General features: G+C 38.0%; 17 protein-coding genes. 3 read left to right on the top strand and 14 right to left on the bottom strand.

Features of this window, described 5'->3' with window-relative positions; all coding sequences use genetic code 11:
* Positions 1 to 57 precede the first annotated feature (57 nt).
* From mgtE to ppa, 3 genes are all read left to right on the top strand, one after another.
* Positions 58 to 1,434: a magnesium transporter gene (mgtE, locus tag H710_RS02180; RefSeq protein ID WP_041849226.1), complete on the top strand. Its 1,377-nt coding sequence runs from the start codon at positions 58 to 60 to the stop codon at positions 1,432 to 1,434.
* Positions 1,435 to 1,717: 283 nt separating this feature from the next.
* Complete coding sequence (typA, locus tag H710_RS02175; protein WP_041849225.1) at positions 1,718 to 3,544, top strand: translational GTPase TypA; 1,827 nt, start codon at positions 1,718 to 1,720, stop codon at positions 3,542 to 3,544.
* 61 nt (positions 3,545 to 3,605) lie between these two features.
* Positions 3,606 to 4,136, top strand: a complete 531-nt coding sequence (ppa, locus tag H710_RS02170; protein WP_041849224.1) for an inorganic diphosphatase — start codon at positions 3,606 to 3,608, stop codon at positions 4,134 to 4,136.
* Between the two features lie 53 nt (positions 4,137 to 4,189).
* Here ppa and H710_RS02165 read toward each other — a convergent pair whose 3' ends face one another.
* The 14 genes from H710_RS02165 to H710_RS02100 form a co-directional block, all read right to left on the bottom strand.
* The gene (locus H710_RS02165; RefSeq protein ID WP_041849223.1) at positions 4,190 to 4,504 is read right to left on the bottom strand and encodes a DUF167 domain-containing protein; all 315 of its coding nucleotides are present in this window, start codon (positions 4,502 to 4,504) and stop codon (positions 4,190 to 4,192) included.
* A gap of 30 nt (positions 4,505 to 4,534) precedes the next feature.
* Positions 4,535 to 4,828: a YggT family protein gene (locus H710_RS02160; RefSeq protein WP_041849222.1), complete on the bottom strand. Its 294-nt coding sequence runs from the start codon at positions 4,826 to 4,828 to the stop codon at positions 4,535 to 4,537.
* A gap of 269 nt (positions 4,829 to 5,097) precedes the next feature.
* Complete coding sequence (locus H710_RS02155; RefSeq protein ID WP_041849221.1) at positions 5,098 to 5,658, bottom strand: invasion associated locus B family protein; 561 nt, start codon at positions 5,656 to 5,658, stop codon at positions 5,098 to 5,100.
* 116 nt (positions 5,659 to 5,774) lie between these two features.
* A complete protein-coding gene (locus H710_RS02150) occupies positions 5,775 to 6,287 on the bottom strand; it encodes an RNA pyrophosphohydrolase (protein WP_041849220.1) in 513 nt (170 codons plus the stop codon).
* Between the two features lie 60 nt (positions 6,288 to 6,347).
* Positions 6,348 to 7,661, bottom strand: a complete 1,314-nt coding sequence (locus tag H710_RS02145; protein WP_041849219.1) for a S41 family peptidase — start codon at positions 7,659 to 7,661, stop codon at positions 6,348 to 6,350.
* Positions 7,651 to 8,862, bottom strand: coding sequence for a murein hydrolase activator EnvC family protein (locus H710_RS02140; protein ID WP_244875583.1), 1,212 nt, complete (start codon positions 8,860 to 8,862; stop codon positions 7,651 to 7,653). Before H710_RS02140 ends, H710_RS02145 begins: the two co-directional genes overlap by 11 nt.
* A 154-nt stretch (positions 8,863 to 9,016) precedes the next feature.
* Positions 9,017 to 9,499 (bottom strand): 23S rRNA (pseudouridine(1915)-N(3))-methyltransferase RlmH, encoded by a 483-nt coding sequence (rlmH, locus tag H710_RS02135; RefSeq protein WP_041849217.1) that lies wholly within the window; start codon positions 9,497 to 9,499, stop codon positions 9,017 to 9,019.
* Complete coding sequence (rsfS, locus tag H710_RS02130) at positions 9,500 to 9,892, bottom strand: ribosome silencing factor (protein ID WP_041849216.1); 393 nt, start codon at positions 9,890 to 9,892, stop codon at positions 9,500 to 9,502.
* A 105-nt stretch (positions 9,893 to 9,997) separates the two neighbouring features.
* Positions 9,998 to 10,582 carry a nicotinate-nucleotide adenylyltransferase gene (locus H710_RS02125; RefSeq protein WP_041849215.1) on the bottom strand — a complete coding sequence of 195 codons (585 nt, stop codon included), beginning with the start codon at positions 10,580 to 10,582 and terminating at the stop codon, positions 9,998 to 10,000.
* 29 nt (positions 10,583 to 10,611) lie between these two features.
* Positions 10,612 to 11,850, bottom strand: coding sequence for a glutamate-5-semialdehyde dehydrogenase (locus H710_RS02120; RefSeq protein ID WP_041849493.1), 1,239 nt, complete (start codon positions 11,848 to 11,850; stop codon positions 10,612 to 10,614).
* A 60-nt stretch (positions 11,851 to 11,910) separates the two neighbouring features.
* Positions 11,911 to 13,050 (bottom strand): glutamate 5-kinase, encoded by a 1,140-nt coding sequence (gene proB / locus H710_RS02115; protein WP_041849492.1) that lies wholly within the window; start codon positions 13,048 to 13,050, stop codon positions 11,911 to 11,913.
* A gap of 5 nt (positions 13,051 to 13,055) precedes the next feature.
* Complete coding sequence (gene obgE, locus H710_RS02110) at positions 13,056 to 14,075, bottom strand: GTPase ObgE (RefSeq protein ID WP_041849214.1); 1,020 nt, start codon at positions 14,073 to 14,075, stop codon at positions 13,056 to 13,058.
* 185 nt (positions 14,076 to 14,260) lie between these two features.
* A complete protein-coding gene (locus H710_RS02105; protein WP_041849213.1) occupies positions 14,261 to 14,980 on the bottom strand; it encodes an RlmE family RNA methyltransferase in 720 nt (239 codons plus the stop codon).
* A gap of 671 nt (positions 14,981 to 15,651) precedes the next feature.
* Positions 15,652 to 15,969, bottom strand: a 318-nt coding sequence (locus H710_RS02100) for an invasion associated locus B family protein (protein WP_041849212.1), incomplete at its 5' end; no start/stop codon positions are given.

The following is a 15,969-nucleotide window of genomic DNA, read 5'->3' as shown; positions in this document are numbered from 1 at the left end:
TATTCCTATCCACATATCCAGATCCGTAATTTTCTAACTTTTGGAAGGTGCTTGAGCATGACTAAAATTGAAACAACCTTCGACTTCAAAAATCTTTCTCCGGAAGCGATCGCCAAAGAATTAAAAAATCGCCATTTTGCTGACTCGATTGATATAATCAACGATCTTGATATTATGGAACGTGTGACTATTCTCAGTCTTTTACCACTCGATTATACAATTGAACTTTTTGATAAACCAGAGCTCGAACAACCAGCTGCTATTCTTGAACTTTTGCCTATTAATCGTTCTGTTGAAATTCTTGATGGCATGTCAGCAGATGCTGCTGCAGACGTTTTCCAAGACATTAATGGAGAAACACGTACACAGCTTTATGCTTTACTAAAACCCTTAACGCGGACTGAACTTAAAAAACTCACCAGTTATCCCGACCATACGGCTGGTGCCTTAATGACAACAGAGTTTATAACAATTCCAGCAAACTGGACCGTACAAAGAACTCTAGATCACATTCGTGATGTTGAACAAACGCGTGAAACAGTTTATACAAGTTATGTTATTGATCCCAAAACAGGTGAGCTTCTAAAAGCTGTTTCGTTGCGTAGTCTTATTCTTGCCTCACCTGATGATCAAATTCTTAATGTTTCTACACATGACACACCAATCACAATATCGCCTTTTACAGATCATGAAGATATTGCCCGTCTTTTTCAACGTCATGATCTTCTCTCTGTACCAGTTATCGATGACAATAATCACGTCATTGGTATTGTAACGGTTGATGATGTACTTGATACTATAGTCGATGAAATGAGTGAAGATACCTATAAATTTGGAGGTATGGAAGCTCTTGACAAACCCTATATGCAGATAAATTTTCTTGGCATGATGAAAAAACGCGGCGGCTGGCTCGCTCTACTCTTTATGGGTGAAATGTTAACAGCAAGTGCCATGCAACATTTTGAAGATGAGCTTGAAAAAGCTCTCGTTCTTACGCTGTTTATTCCTCTCATTATGAGCTCAGGAGGAAACTCAGGATCACAGGCAACATCCATTATCATTCGCGCATTAGCCTTACGTGAACTCTCACTCAAAAATTGGTGGAGAGTTATCATGCGTGAAATTCCAGCAGGAATAGCTCTGGGTCTTTTACTCGGAAGTATTGGAATTATGCGCATTGTACTTTGGCAACAACTCGGTATCTATAATTATGGTGAACACTGGATTCTTGTTGCTATGACAGTAGGTGCCGCATTAGTCGGAGTTGTGACATTTGGTTCTTTGTCTGGCTCTATGCTTCCTTTTATTCTTAAATCTTTTAAATTTGATCCAGCAAGTGCTTCAGCTCCTTTTGTTGCAACTTTAGTAGATGTTATGGGAATTGTGATTTATTTCTCTATTGCTTCCATCATCTTATCTGGAACTTTGCTCTAACTTGAATATATAAGAAATACATTCAATGCAGCCTAATACCATATTGAAGAGATTAGGTTGCATTGAATACGCACTCTATATGAAATATGTTCTACCAAAAGGGTTCTCAAAACTCACAAAAACTGCAAGATATACAAAAAATCTTCGTAAATACTTCTTTAGAAAAGCAGTTCTTCCTCTTTCAAAATCATAAAAAAAATTGTACAAGACTTCAAACTGCAAAGTAAAAAACACAAAAACTTTGCCTCAAATGAAATTTCATTAAACGAAAAGAAGAAAATTTATGCAATTGCGTAATATCGCCATCATTGCCCACGTTGACCATGGTAAAACAACACTTGTAGACGGGCTTCTTAGACAATCAGGAAATATCCGCGATAACCAGCGCACCGGTGAGCGCATGATGGATTCAAACGACATCGAAAAAGAACGCGGTATTACAATTTTAGCAAAAGCAACATCTGTCGTTTGGAAAGATATCCGAATTAACATTGTTGACACTCCTGGCCACGCTGATTTCGGAGGAGAAGTTGAACGTATTCTCAATATGGTGGACGGAGCGATTGTACTTGTTGATGCCGCTGAGGGACCTATGCCACAAACGAAATTTGTTGTTGGAAAAGCATTGAAAGTAGGTCTACGTCCTATTGTTGTCATTAATAAAATTGATCGGCCTGATGCACGCGCTGATGAAGTCATTAACGAAGTTTTTGATCTGTTTGCATCTCTTGATGCAACCGATGAACAGCTTGATTTTCCTATTCTTTATGGATCAGGTCGCGATGGATGGATGGCTGAATCTCCTGAAGGACCAAAAGATCAGGGATTAAGCCCTTTATTTGATCTTGTAATTCGCCATGTACCTGCACCAACCGTAGCGGAGGGGCCATTCCGCATGATTGGTACTATTCTTGAAGCAGATCCATTTTTGGGCCGCCTCATTACAGGACGAATTCATTCAGGCTCTATTAAACCCAATCAAAGCGTTAAAGTTCTTGGACAAGATGGAACAGTTTTAGAAACTGGGCGTATTTCAAAAATTTTAGCATTTCGTGGGTTAGAAAGACAACCAATTGAAGAAAGCGTTGCCGGTGATATTGTAGCTATTGCAGGTCTAAAGAAAGGCACAGTTGCCGATACTTTTTGTGACCCCGAAATTCATGAACCCCTTACTGCTCAACCCATTGATCCTCCTACTGTTACCATGAGTTTTCTAGTAAATGATAGCCCCCTTGCTGGAACTGAGGGAGATAAAGTAACAAGCCGTATCATTCGTGATCGCTTATTAAAAGAAGCAGAAGGTAATGTCGCTCTTAAAATTGAAGAGTCTGCTGATAAAGATTCTTTCTATGTTTCAGGACGAGGAGAATTACAACTAGCAGTCCTCATTGAAAATATGCGTCGAGAAGGATTTGAACTCAGTGTTTCATGCCCACGTGTCGTCATGCAAAAAGATGAAAACGGAGCAACTTTAGAACCAATCGAAGAAGTTGTGATCGATGTTGACGAAGAATATTCTGGAACCGTTGTACAAAAAATGTCAGAACGTAAAGCAGAAATGGTTGAATTACGTCCCTCTGGTGGCAATCGTGTACGCCTTGTCTTTTACGCACCAACTCGGGGACTTATTGGTTACCAATCTGAATTGTTAACCGATACACGTGGTACAGCAATCATGAACCGCCTTTTTCGTGCTTACGAACCTTATAAAGGAGAGATTGGTGGCCGTATCAATGGTGTTATGATTTCAAATGACAATGGTGAAGCTGTCGCCTACGCACTTTTTAACCTTGAAGATCGTGGAGCCATGGTCATTGATGCAGGTGTTAAAGTTTATCAAGGTATGATTGTTGGCATACATTCACGCGATAACGATTTAGAAGTGAATGTATTAAAAGGAAAAAAGCTGACCAATATGCGTGCTGCTGGTAAAGATGAAGCGATTAAATTAACACCTCCAGTCAAAATGACATTAGAACGTGCACTATCATGGATACAAGATGATGAACTTGTAGAAGTAACCCCTAAAAATATTCGTTTGCGCAAGCTTTATCTAGATCCTAATGAACGCAAACGTTTTGAAAAAACACGTTCATCAATTTTAACCTGATTATACTAGAGCTAAATTCCCGTTACATTTAGCTCGACTTTACTTGCAAGAGGATATTTACATGAATATTAAAGAAATACCGATTGGTAATAATCCACCAGAGGATGTTAATGTTATTATCGAAGTACCGGTTGATAGCCAACCAGTAAAATATGAGATGGATAAAAAATCTGGATCATTATTTGTTGACCGCTTTATTTCCACATCAATGGTCTATCCTGGTAATTATGGCTTCATCCCACATACACTTTCAGAAGATAGTGATCCGATTGACGTTCTTGTCTGTAATACCCACTCGCTCATTCCTGGTTGTGTTATCAATGTTCGCCCAATTGGGGCTTTAATTATGGAAGACGATGGTGGCAAGGATGAAAAAATTATTGCTGTTCCCACTTCTAAATTAACACAACAATATAGCAGCATTTATAATTATACAGATCTTACAGAAAACATATTAAAAAAAATTGAGCATTTCTTCAAACATTATAAAGATCTTGAGGCTGGAAAATGGGCTAAAATTGAAGGTTGGCGTGATAAAAATTTTGCACGTGAGCTCATTCAACAAGCCATTGAACGAGCTAAAGCAATATAATGAATAATGTTAACAAAGCAAAGTCTGTTTAAAAACAGGCTTGCATTTTTCATTCATGTTCGTGCAGGAGTATAATCACTCAAAGAATGCAATATTTTTTCTACTCCCCCTGAAAAACGCAACTGCTTGTAACGTGATATTGCACCATTTTCAAGAGAGATACAAGAAGATGGAATTTTCCATTGCTGCGCTAAAAACTTAATTAATGCTTTATTTGCCTTGCCATCTTCAGGAACAGCACAAAGACGTATAATTAAATATTGTTTTCCATCATCTCTGCTTTCAACCTCTACAATATGATTCACTGAAGCTTTTGGTATCAAACGTACAAACAGAACCAAGCTATCAACATCAACTCGATAAAACATCTTTATTTGCCTAAGATGACATTTTAACTTTTATAAAAATAGACCTGAATAAGCGCGCCACATAAAGATGCGAATAAAATAAATAATCATGAATACAACAATAGGGGAAATATCAATTGTTCCTAAATTTGGTAAAAAATACCGAACACGACTCAGAACTGGTTCTGTAATACGATACAAAAAATCCCCTATTACAGTAACAAGAGGATTGTATTTATTCACGATATTAAACGCATAAAGCCAAGAAAAAACAGCACTCGCTATTAAAAAAGCAATATAAATACTGAAAACCAGATCAATCATCTGAAGCAGTGCATAAATCATCCTTTATCCCTTATTCGCCAACATAATAAAAGATTATATATAAAACATTTACGAAAATAAACCTATCGAAACATAGCTCTACACTTATAGAGCTATATTTCTCTAATAGATAACGGAAGAACAAGACAATATCTCATAAAATCGGAAGAAATATTGAACAGAAAAGGCATCTCAAAAATCGAATCCCCTCCTTTTAGAAAATCCGACTATATTGCTTACTTTCTAAACTAAAAGCACTCAAAAGACAGCTTTTTTCTTCATTATTAATATCATTTTTGCAAAGAATTTAAACGCTTAAGAGCGTCGCTGAAACCACCCAATTGCACAAACAAATTATCCAAAGCTGGTTCACCTGGAGCAGCAATTGTCATAGATAATTTCAGCTGCTTACCAGCGCGCAAAGACCCTACAAAATTTTTGTCAAAAACTACTGGAACCACACAACCTGCTGGCACACAAGTGCGAACATTGGTTTCAATAACAGATTTTGAATCATCTACATGTAAACGAATAGGCTTGGAAACCAGTATACCAAAAGGAATCGTCAAATTTCCAGATACAACCCCTTCCTCATCAAGAGAAACATTCATAGACAACAGAACACGATCTTGCTCATTAACTTCCTGACGAAGCATAATACAAATCTTTTTCCCATCCTGTATACCACAGTTAACGCTCCACAAACCGTAAGTTTCAGCTAATGAAGAAGCACCATTCGGCAGCGTAGCAACAGAAGGCTTCGTTGCAGCTGGTTTTACATTTTGAGCAAATGCTGCAGAGAAAATACTCAAGAAAGCAGAAATTACAAATAAATTTAATATTTTTTTCATTTTACATCCAGTTCCTTAAATAAAATAGAATCACCTCTATTATTCTTAATAGTAACTCATAATACTAAAATATCTCATACAAAACAGCTTTTTACAGTCACAATTTTTACAAATATTTAAATAATATTTCGAAATTCATGAACAACCTTCATATAAACATGTCGCTTAAAAGAAACGACAATTGAAGGAAGTACTTCCAAATTAATCCATTTCCATTGGTCAAATTCCGCTTCATTAATATTTTCTGGTGAATTGATTACTATTTCGGAAGTCTCTCCTATAAACTGAAAAGCAAACCATTTTTGCATTTGTCCACGATACTGATTATTTAGTACGTATCCAATAAGCTCTTGTGGAAAATCGTAATAAAACCAGTCTTGCGCTTCCTTAATCAACTTCACGGATCGCATACCTGTTTCTTCATAAAGTTCACGCCGTGCTGCATCTAGTGGCTCTTCTCCTTCATCAATCCCTCCCTGAGGAAATTGCCAAAGTTTGGACACCTCAACATAAGTATGAGAAGATGTTATCAAACGGTGCCCAATCCAAACTTTCCCTTCATGATTAAATACAACTATTCCAACGCCTTTTCGATAAGGCAGAGTTTTGAAATCAACCATTGTATCCATCGGAAATGCTTCTCCCAAAAGTATATCTGATGTTTTTACATCAGATATACACGTTAAGTTTTACTTTTTTAAAACATCTTTATTAGGGTCAGGAGGAAATGCTGCATGAGTGATTTCACCACGCAAAAGCTTATAAGCCTCATTCAATTGAACATCATCCTTGGGATCTTTTGGAACAAAAGCAGCTGAACCGGATCCTTTATCGCTCTCCTGCTTCCCCTTGATATGACCCCTTAATTCAGATTCACCAAGCGTTACATCATAGCCTTTATATTTTTCAGGCAACGGTTGCTCTACAACAATATCCGGCGTAATCCCAGTCCCTTGGATCGATGTACCAGATGGCGTATAATAAAGTGCTGTAGTTAAACGTAAAGCACCATTTTCACCTAAAGGAATAATCGTTTGAACAGACCCTTTACCAAAAGATTGCGTTCCTATAATCGTAGCACGACGGTGATCTTGTAAGGCACCTGCAACAATCTCAGAAGCACTCGCTGAGCCACCATTAATAAGCACAATAATAGGCTTTTCATCAGTCAAATCCCCTAGCTTTGCATCAAATCTCATCACATCATTTTTCTTGCGGCCACGAGTTGAAACAATTTCACCTTTGTTAAGAAAAGCATCTGTAACACTAATAGCCTGATCTAAGAGACCACCAGGATTAAGCCGCAAATCAAGAACATATCCTTTTAATTTATCTGTGGGGATTTTAGACTGAATATCTTTAATCGCAGCTTGAAGATCAGAAAAAGTCTTTTCCGTAAACTGGATAAGTCTTAAATAACCAATATCACCTTCAACACGATACTTAACCGCTTTTACTTTTATGATATCACGAACAATCTTGATTTCGAGTGGCTTATCAACACCAGAACGATTAATTGTCAGCGTAATCGCTGTTCCAGCAGGCCCCCGCATTTGGTCGACAGCCTCATTCAAGGTTTGACCACTGATCTGTTTTCCATCAATTTTTGAAATAAAATCTCCTGCTAAAACACCTGCTTTTGCAGCAGGGGTGTCATCTATCGGAGAGACAACTTTAATTAAATTATTCTCCATAGTTACTTCAATCCCAAGACCGCCAAATTCTCCTTTTGTAGAATCCCGCATATCTTTCGCTTTTTCAGTATCCATATAAGACGAATGTGGATCGAGAGACAACAGCATACCATTAATAGCATTTTCAATAAGTTTTTGATCATCCGGAATTGTTACATATTGCGCGCGCACCCGTTCAAAAATATCACCAAACATAGCCAATTGTTTATAAGTATTTTGTTCATTATTCGCAGCAATAGACTGCGCCATAACTATCAAACCGGCGCTGAGAAAAACCCCAGCGACCAAAAAAATAACTTTACGAATCATCTTTATTCCTTTTCGATTTTTCAGTCCGCCACCAAGGGGTTGGATTCACAGGCTTTCCATCCTTTCTAAACTCAATGTAGAGCATTGGAGCATTTTTTCCTACATCCAATGCAACAGCGCTCGCAATAAATTGCGTACTCATCATACCAAGAGGCTCACCTGAAAGAACAAACTGCCCTTGAGTTACGTTTATTCTCGCCATCCCGACAAGAACGATATGATAACCATGTCCAACATCAAGAATAACTAACTGTCCATAAGAACGAAATGATCCAGCAAAAACAACCAGAGCATCAACAGGCGACAAAACCACAGCCGCTGTTTCTGTTTCAATGATTTCACCAAAACGCGTAACATACGAACTATTATTAAATTGTTGGATTTTTTTCCCTGCAACAGGTAAAAGCAACATACCTTTCTGATTTTCAAAATTGAGCTCTTCTAGCAATTGTAAACTCTTTCGCATTGATAAATTAGAGCTGAATTGTGACTGACGTTTAAGCTCTACAATCAATTCTTCCAAAGATTGACTTTTTTCAGAAAGAGCAACATTTTTTCGTTGTTGCTCTATCAGTTCTTGTTCTGACATTTTTTGTAATTTCGCTTTTTCATTAAGTAAAAGTTCTAACTGTTTTCGCTGCTCAACTTGATTTTGTATTTCAACTTTTAGAATCGCACATTCTGTATTAAATGAACGGGCTAAATCAGTTAATTCTTCCAAATTCGCTGTCAAATCTTGTATTCTTTTTCGCATTTCAGAAATAACAGCTCCTAATAAAACAGAGCTACGTACTGAAGCCAATACATCCTCAGGCCGCGCCATAATAGCAGGAGGGAGTTTCATTCCCATCCGTTCTAAAATAGTGAGCACTTTTGCAAATTCATCTCGATGATTTTTTAAATTTTGCTGTAATTTTGTCTGTTTCTGTGTAAGTTTTTCAAGCTCTTTTTCCGTTTTATTAATACTATTTACCGTATCGCGTTCTGCCTTAGCTACTTTTATGATCTCTCTGGTCAAAGTATGTTGATCTTTTTTTAAGCGATTAACTTGATCGAAAAGTTGAGCAATACGCTCACGTGATAAAGAAATGTTTTGGCGCGTTTCGACTAAAATTTTATGCGCCATTTCACGACTATGTATATTCTCTGCATACGATATAGACGAAAAAAAAAACACTCTTAATGCCAACATCATAGACATTACACATACTTTAGATAAGTATTGCATCTTTTCATAAAGAAAAAACTTCATTTGCCTAACCGCCAAACCTAATTACATAAAAAACAACTTAAGTAGTGTCACCTAAAACAATATTAATAAGCACTGTAATAAATACTAAAAATCACATCAAAAATTACAAACGGTGATAAGGATGATTATTAGCAATTGTGACAGCTCGATAAAGCTGTTCTGTAAGCAATATGCGTGCAATTTGATGTGGCCATGTCATCAAGCCAAAAGATAAAAAAAAGTCAGCGCGATCTCTAACCTGCTCACTATGTCCATCAGGCCCTCCTAGGGCAATTACTAAATCACGAACACCTTCATCACGATAAAATGCGAGCTTTTCGGCAAAAGCAATTGATGAAACTGACTTTCCACGCTCATCACATACAATCAACCGACTTGGCTCAGGCAAAGCTTCAAACAGTCTCTTACCTTCTTCTTCCATACGCTGACATACTGTCTGAGCACGACTTTCTGATATTTCTTGCATTTTTCTAAAATGCAACCCCACTGCTCCAGCACTTTTAGAAAAACGATCTAAATAACGATGAACTAATTCCTGCTCAGCTCCTACTTTCATACGACCAACAGCAAAAATAGAAATTTTCATTCAATGATCTCCAATGAGAACCATCTGCATAGTGCCTAAATCTGGAGTAAGCAACGTTTTTTCTAAATTATAAAAGGCACGAATTTCAGGACGAAAAAGATGAACAATGATATCTCCCGTATCAATCAATACCCAATCACCTCCTGAAAGCCCTTCCACTTTTACTGTACCGTATCCACTCTCTTTCCAGGCCCATAATAAATGGTCAGCAACAGATGACACATGACGATGTGAACGAGCTGAAGCAATAACTATATAATCAGCCAAAGATGATTTTCCTTGAATATCAATGGAAATAATATCTTCTGCTTTTGTATTTTCTAAACTATTGAGGACAACCTTAAGACCATCCACTACTGAAAAGATTTTTTTTTCTAACACAGGAGAAGCCATATGGCTGTATTGTTGTGAAGCGTTTTTCAGATCAATATCCTTTCTTACTCAATATAAAACTCCTCTTAAGAAAGGAGCAAAATCTTATAAAATATTCAAAAAAAATCATTTTCTTTCTAAACGAAGTTTAGTTGAAGACTGAAAAGACAAAGGTCCATGTAAATAAATCCAAGCTGGAGGCGTCATAAAAGGCAAGAGTGGACTTTTCCTTTCATCTAAACGAAAATAGCGGTAAGCTCGCGCCATAGGGGAAGAAAGTGCGGCCATACGCACTGAAGGACGATCAACAATTACAATGGGGAGCATAGATACAATATCACGCCACCGATGCCAGTGATGAATTGTCGCTAAAATATCTGCACCCATGACCCACACAAAATTTACCTCGCTATGGCGTGTAAGAATATGAGAAACCGTTTCTGCTGATAATTTGCTTCCCATCATACCCTCAAAACCTGTTACACGAATTTTTGGATGATTAGTGAGTTCAGAACTTAACCGTATTCTTTCATGTAAAGATAGTAATTGTGTACAATCTTTAAGAGGGTTCCCTGGTGTTACCATCCACCACAATTGATTAAGATACAAACGACGAACTGCAGTCTTCGCAACAAGAAGATGCCCTACATGGGGCGGATTGAATGAGCCACCGAAAAGGCCAACAATATTTGACCTTTCCACATATGGCATACGGTTTTCCCATAGAAAAAACGACTGTTTCAAGGCCTCACTTGTCCATTTCCTCTAATTTGATATTGAAATGATGTCAGCTGTTCGACGCCTATTGGCCCACGTGCATGCATTTTTCCTGTTGCAATACCAATTTCTGCTCCAAAACCGAATTCACCTCCATCTGCAAACTGTGTAGATGCATTATGAAGCAAAATAGCCGAATCTAAACGATTAAAAAATATTTCCACAACCCCCACATCTTCAGCAATAATCGATTCAGTATGTCCTGATGAATAACGCGCAATATGCTCAATCGCTCCCTCAACACCCTCAACTGTTTTGACAGAAAGAATAGCATCAAGATATTCTTGAGACCAATCTTCTTCATAAGCCAATGCAAATGTCGGTACTACTGAGACAATATCTTCTGTTGCACGAATTTCGCATCCTTTCTCCTGTAAAGCAATAAGAACAGGAAGAAATTTCTTTAACGCCTGACGATCAATTAAAACTGTTTCAACAGCGCCGCATATACCCGTACGTCGCAATTTCGCATTGAGCACAATATCACGTGCCATTTCTACATTTGCTGATTTATCAATATAAATATGGCAAAGTCCTGCTAAATGCGCAAAAACTGGAACACGTGCATCAGACTGAACACGCTTCACAAGGCTTTGTCCACCACGAGGAATAATAACATCAATCGTACCATCTAATCCCTTGAGCATTTCTCCAACGGCATCGCGATTTGTAGTTTCAACCATTTGAATAGCATCTGTTGGCAAACCTGCTTTTTCTAACCCCATAGCTACAGCTGAGTGCAGAGCATACGCAGAATAAAAACTATCTGAACCACCCCGCAAAATCGCAGCATTTCCAGATTTTAAGCATAAACAACTTGCATCAATCGTCACATTTGGCCGACTTTCATAAATGATACCAACGACACCAAGAGGCGTTCTTACACGGCTAATATGAAGCCCATTTGGACGTGTCCATGTATTTATAACTTGTCCAACAGGATCGGGAAAATAAGCAATCTGACGAACACTATCTATCATTGCACATAGACGTAATTCATCTAATTTCAGCCGATCAATCATTGCTGCTGTCATATTATTTTGTGCGGCATTGATTAAATCCTGATTGTTAGCACATAAAATCTCATCTGCTTGAGATTCTAAACTGAAAGCTATCATTTCTAACGCATGTTTTTTTTGTTCAGCAGGAACAACTGAAAGTACTCCAGCAGCATTACGTGCTTTTTTCCCCATGATTTTCATTTTTTCTTGCAAAGTCATGCAATCATCCATTTTTCCAAAATGCTGCGAGAGATAACTTTTTTAAATAGAATCGGTCAAGCAGCGTAAAACCATATCGTTGCGATGTACCACAGCAGAATGCGGTTCATGCCCAAGAATTTGTTCTATTTCTTCGCTTTTATACCCCATAATATTCACAGCATCATCTTTATCATAGCTTACAAGACCACGAGCAATCTCAATCCCACTTTCATCAACAATTGCAACCGTATCTCCTCGAAAAAATACACCTTCAACCGCTATAACCCCTACGGCCAATAATGATTTTCCATCTTTAAGAGCTTTAACCGCTCCTTGATCAATAGTCAAAATACCGGATGGATCTAAATGACTAGAAATCCAGGTTTTCCATGCATTTACTGATTTTTCATTAGGAGCAAAAAAACTGCTGCGTTCCCCTTGGTCAATTGCTGCAAGAGGATTCATACGCTTTCCTGAGGTGATGATCATAGCTGTTCCAGCAGAATTAGCTATTTTTCCAGCATCAAGTTTAGTCTTCATTCCACCCCGTGAAAGCTCTGAAGCAGCAACACCTGCCATTTTTTCAATATCACTTGTGATGGATGCAATAAAAGGAACAAATTCAGCCGTTGGATCTAAATGAGGAGAACATGTATAAAGACCATCGATATCTGACAAAAGAACCAAAAGATCAGAGCCCATCATCGTCGCAACACGTGCAGCTAAACGATCATTATCACCATACCGAATTTCGCTTGTTGCAACGGTATCATTCTCATTAATCACAGGAACTGCTCCAAAACGTAAAAGTGTATTCATAGTAGCACGCGCATTGAGATAACGTCGACGCTCTTCCGTATCCAATAGTGTCAATAAAATCTGCCCAGTTTTCAATCCATGTTGAGCAAGCACATCAGTATACGCTTTAGAAAGTTCAATTTGACCTAAAGCAGCACATGCTTGACTTTCTTCCAATTTTAAAACCCTTTTAGGAAGACGTAGCAATGTTCGCCCTAAGGCAATAGCACCAGAAGATACCAATAAAATGTCAACACCCTTTTGGCGCAATACAGCCATATCATTCACTAAACTTTTAAGCCATTCAATGCGCAAACCTGTTTGAGGATCAACCAAAAGTGCAGAGCCAACTTTAATGACAATGCGCTTATATTGTTCAAGTTTTCGCAATTGAACAGCCATCTTCATCAATCCTGATGTTTGTTGATCATATCTGCACGCGCCATTTCAATAACGTGCGCGACAGAGCGTAAAACATTGTCTAACCCCTCATGACTCACTGCAGAAAACATCATAACAGGCTGACCAACACTCTTTTGTAAAGCCTCTTGTTTCGCTTTACACTCTTCAATAGGAAGCGTATCTACCTGACTTAAAGCTACAATTTCAGTTTTATCGCTCAAATTATTTCCATATGTCTCAAGTTCTCGACGGATAATTTGATACGCTTTTACTACATCTTCCTCTTGAGTAGAAATTAAGTGCAATAAAACACGACAACGTTCCACATGCCCTAAAAAACGATCACCAATCCCTACACCTTCATGCGCTCCTTCAATTAAGCCAGGGATATCCGCTAAAACAAATTCACGCGCATCAATGCGAGCAACACCAAGATGAGGATATAAAGTCGTAAAAGGATAAGCAGCAATTTTTGGCTTCGCAGTTGTTACTGATGCCAAAAAAGTTGATTTTCCAGCATTCGGCAAACCAATAATCCCACCATCAGCAATCAGTTTCAAACGTAACCAAAGCGCACGCTCTTCTCCACTTAAACCTGGATTTGCACGGCGGGGTGCCTGATTTGTAGATGTCGCAAAATGAAGGTTTCCAAAACCGCCATTTCCCCCTTTTGCAAGACGATAACGTTGACCAACCTCTGTTAAATCACAGATTAATGTTTTGTTATCTTCTTCAAAAATTTGTGTTCCAACTGGCACTCTCAGAACGACATCATCACCTTTTGCACCTGTCATATTGCGCCCTTTGCCATGACCACCGGTTTTTGCTCTAAAATGCTGTTGGTAACGATAATCGATCAACGTGTTAAGCCCATCAACAACAAGAGCCCAAACATCACCTCCACGCCCTCCATTGCCTCCATCGGGCCCTCCAAACTCTATGAATTTTTCACGACGAAATGATACTGCCCCTGCTCCGCCACTACCAGAACGAACATAAACCTTAGCCTGATCAAGAAATTTCATAGAAACGCTCACAACATTATTACTATATACAATGCACTTTCTTAACAGTCTTTCATAATTTACAAAAGAAAAACAGTACACAACATCATTCACAATGATTTGAAAACACTTTTACATTTCGATAGGCTTCATTATTTCCAACTCTTTTATATAATAAAGGCTATTGCTATGTTTCATCTTTTTCTTTAATCGGTTTTTCCTTTAAATTGAAGAGCTAAGAGATAAAGCTCTACAGACTCTGCTCGACTTGCAGGAGGTTTAACATGATGCACTTTCTTAAAATTCTGTTTCAATGTTGCAAGAAGCGTGTCTTCTGCTCCTCCTTGAAAAGTCTTTGTTAAGAAATGCCCACCAGGCTTAAGAACCGAAATAGAAAAATGAACAGCAGCTTCACATAAAGCAATTGTCCTCAGATGGTCCGTCTGACGGTGACCTGTCGTTGGTGCAGCCATATCGGAAAGCACCACATCTGGTTTTGATCCCAAAGTGCTTATTAATTCTTGTGGGGCATCTTCGTGAAAAAAATCCATTTCTAGTATGGCCACTCCTGGCAGTGGTTCCATATGTAAATAATCAATACCAACCACGCTAGGATTGTGATCTTTTGATTCCACAATACGTGCCGCCACTTGACACCATCCTCCAGGTGCTGCTCCTAGATCAATGATCTTTTGACCTTTTTTGAGTATCTTATAACGCTCATTTATTTCGATTAATTTATAAGCTGCACGCGAACGATAACCATCTGCTTTTGATTGATGGACATAAGGATCATTCAAATGCCTCTCTAACCATCGCCGCGACGACGCCTTAATCGTTCCAGCTTTCTTTTTAACCCGCTGATACAATTCGTGCGATCCTGCACCACCGCGCCCACCTGCTGTTCTTCTTGTTGTTTTTTTCATCACTGTTCATTAATTTCTATATTCTAATCACTCTAAGCGCTTAAGACGTATTTTTTTATGATAAAATCATACACTTGTCGCTTAGTAAAACTTTATCAAAATCCTTGTTTCAATATCAAAGAGCATAATCGCATCGGTATCGGTATTTGATTTAATGAACGTTCTACACTTTGAAACAGTAAAATATTTTTCTGTTTTCTATCAACAACTTGCAGTTTAAGACCAACCTCACCCAAAACATACCTGAACACATGTTGACTATCTTCAACTAAACGCGAGGCTTTCTTGTCATCAAACGGTACATTTATAAACTTGTATTCTCATTTTAAATGACATTCATATTCCATTTGTTCAATTTAAAGCTTTGGCATTGAGAAGTCTATGACTAAACAACTTTTTTAACTCTACAATAGCTGAAAAGTATCAAAAACTTAAAAAAGTGCGATTTTACAATGAAACATAAAATAAGCAAATGACAAATCTTTGTACATCAATCAAAAGCAGTATAAACAAAAAGAAGACTTTCATGAAAAATCATATAATCGAAAAAGACTCTATCACCCTGCATATCAGTGCCTAACCATTGCATCTTTTATCGTCTTTATTTTGATTTAACAATAAGCTTAAGCATTGGTAAATTTTAGTTCTGCACATCAAATCACTGCCATATTTTATTGTTGTAAAGATAAAAGTGCTTCACTCAATCCCTCAAAGGGAGCAACAAAAGAAAATATCTGACCACTTTTCACCTGATAAGAAATACGCACTTTTCCCCTCTGTTCTATTTGCTGACGCAAAATCAGCCCTAAAGGCGATTGAGCTAAACAAACCTTAGCATCGCATTGCGTATAACGAATAACTATAGGATCTGAAAATCCCTCTACTAATACCCGGATCGGAACACTAATATCTGCGCTGGGTAACATCCGTAAAAGCATAACTGCCTGACCACTGGTCGTTAACACAAGAGACCAACTAAAAATCGTATG

Origin of the sequence: Bartonella bacilliformis Ver097, from assembly GCF_000709795.1 — a bacterium.
Classification (GTDB): domain Bacteria; phylum Pseudomonadota; class Alphaproteobacteria; order Rhizobiales; family Rhizobiaceae; genus Bartonella; species Bartonella bacilliformis_A.
This window is presented reverse-complemented; position numbering and strand designations above follow the sequence as displayed.

Excerpts from the sequence above, each read along its gene's own strand:
- mgtE (WP_041849226.1), top strand. The coding sequence starts at position 58 with ATGACTAAAATTGAAACAACCTTCGACTTCAAAAATCTTTCTCCGGAA.
- typA (WP_041849225.1), top strand. The coding sequence starts at position 1,718 with ATGCAATTGCGTAATATCGCCATCATTGCCCACGTTGACCATGGTAAA.
- ppa (WP_041849224.1), top strand. The coding sequence starts at position 3,606 with ATGAATATTAAAGAAATACCGATTGGTAATAATCCACCAGAGGATGTT.
- H710_RS02165 (WP_041849223.1), bottom strand. The coding sequence starts at position 4,504 with ATGTTTTATCGAGTTGATGTTGATAGCTTGGTTCTGTTTGTACGTTTG.
- H710_RS02160 (WP_041849222.1), bottom strand. The coding sequence starts at position 4,828 with ATGATTTATGCACTGCTTCAGATGATTGATCTGGTTTTCAGTATTTAT.
- H710_RS02155 (WP_041849221.1), bottom strand. The coding sequence starts at position 5,658 with ATGAAAAAAATATTAAATTTATTTGTAATTTCTGCTTTCTTGAGTATT.
- H710_RS02150 (WP_041849220.1), bottom strand. The coding sequence starts at position 6,287 with ATGGATACAATGGTTGATTTCAAAACTCTGCCTTATCGAAAAGGCGTT.
- H710_RS02145 (WP_041849219.1), bottom strand. The coding sequence starts at position 7,661 with ATGATTCGTAAAGTTATTTTTTTGGTCGCTGGGGTTTTTCTCAGCGCC.
- H710_RS02140 (WP_244875583.1), bottom strand. The coding sequence starts at position 8,862 with ATGTCTATGATGTTGGCATTAAGAGTGTTTTTTTTTTCGTCTATATCG.
- rlmH (WP_041849217.1), bottom strand. The coding sequence starts at position 9,499 with ATGAAAATTTCTATTTTTGCTGTTGGTCGTATGAAAGTAGGAGCTGAG.
- rsfS (WP_041849216.1), bottom strand. The coding sequence starts at position 9,892 with ATGGCTTCTCCTGTGTTAGAAAAAAAAATCTTTTCAGTAGTGGATGGT.
- H710_RS02125 (WP_041849215.1), bottom strand. The coding sequence starts at position 10,582 with ATGCCATATGTGGAAAGGTCAAATATTGTTGGCCTTTTCGGTGGCTCA.
- H710_RS02120 (WP_041849493.1), bottom strand. The coding sequence starts at position 11,850 with ATGAAAATCATGGGGAAAAAAGCACGTAATGCTGCTGGAGTACTTTCA.
- proB (WP_041849492.1), bottom strand. The coding sequence starts at position 13,050 with ATGGCTGTTCAATTGCGAAAACTTGAACAATATAAGCGCATTGTCATT.
- obgE (WP_041849214.1), bottom strand. The coding sequence starts at position 14,075 with ATGAAATTTCTTGATCAGGCTAAGGTTTATGTTCGTTCTGGTAGTGGC.
- H710_RS02105 (WP_041849213.1), bottom strand. The coding sequence starts at position 14,980 with ATGAAAAAAACAACAAGAAGAACAGCAGGTGGGCGCGGTGGTGCAGGA.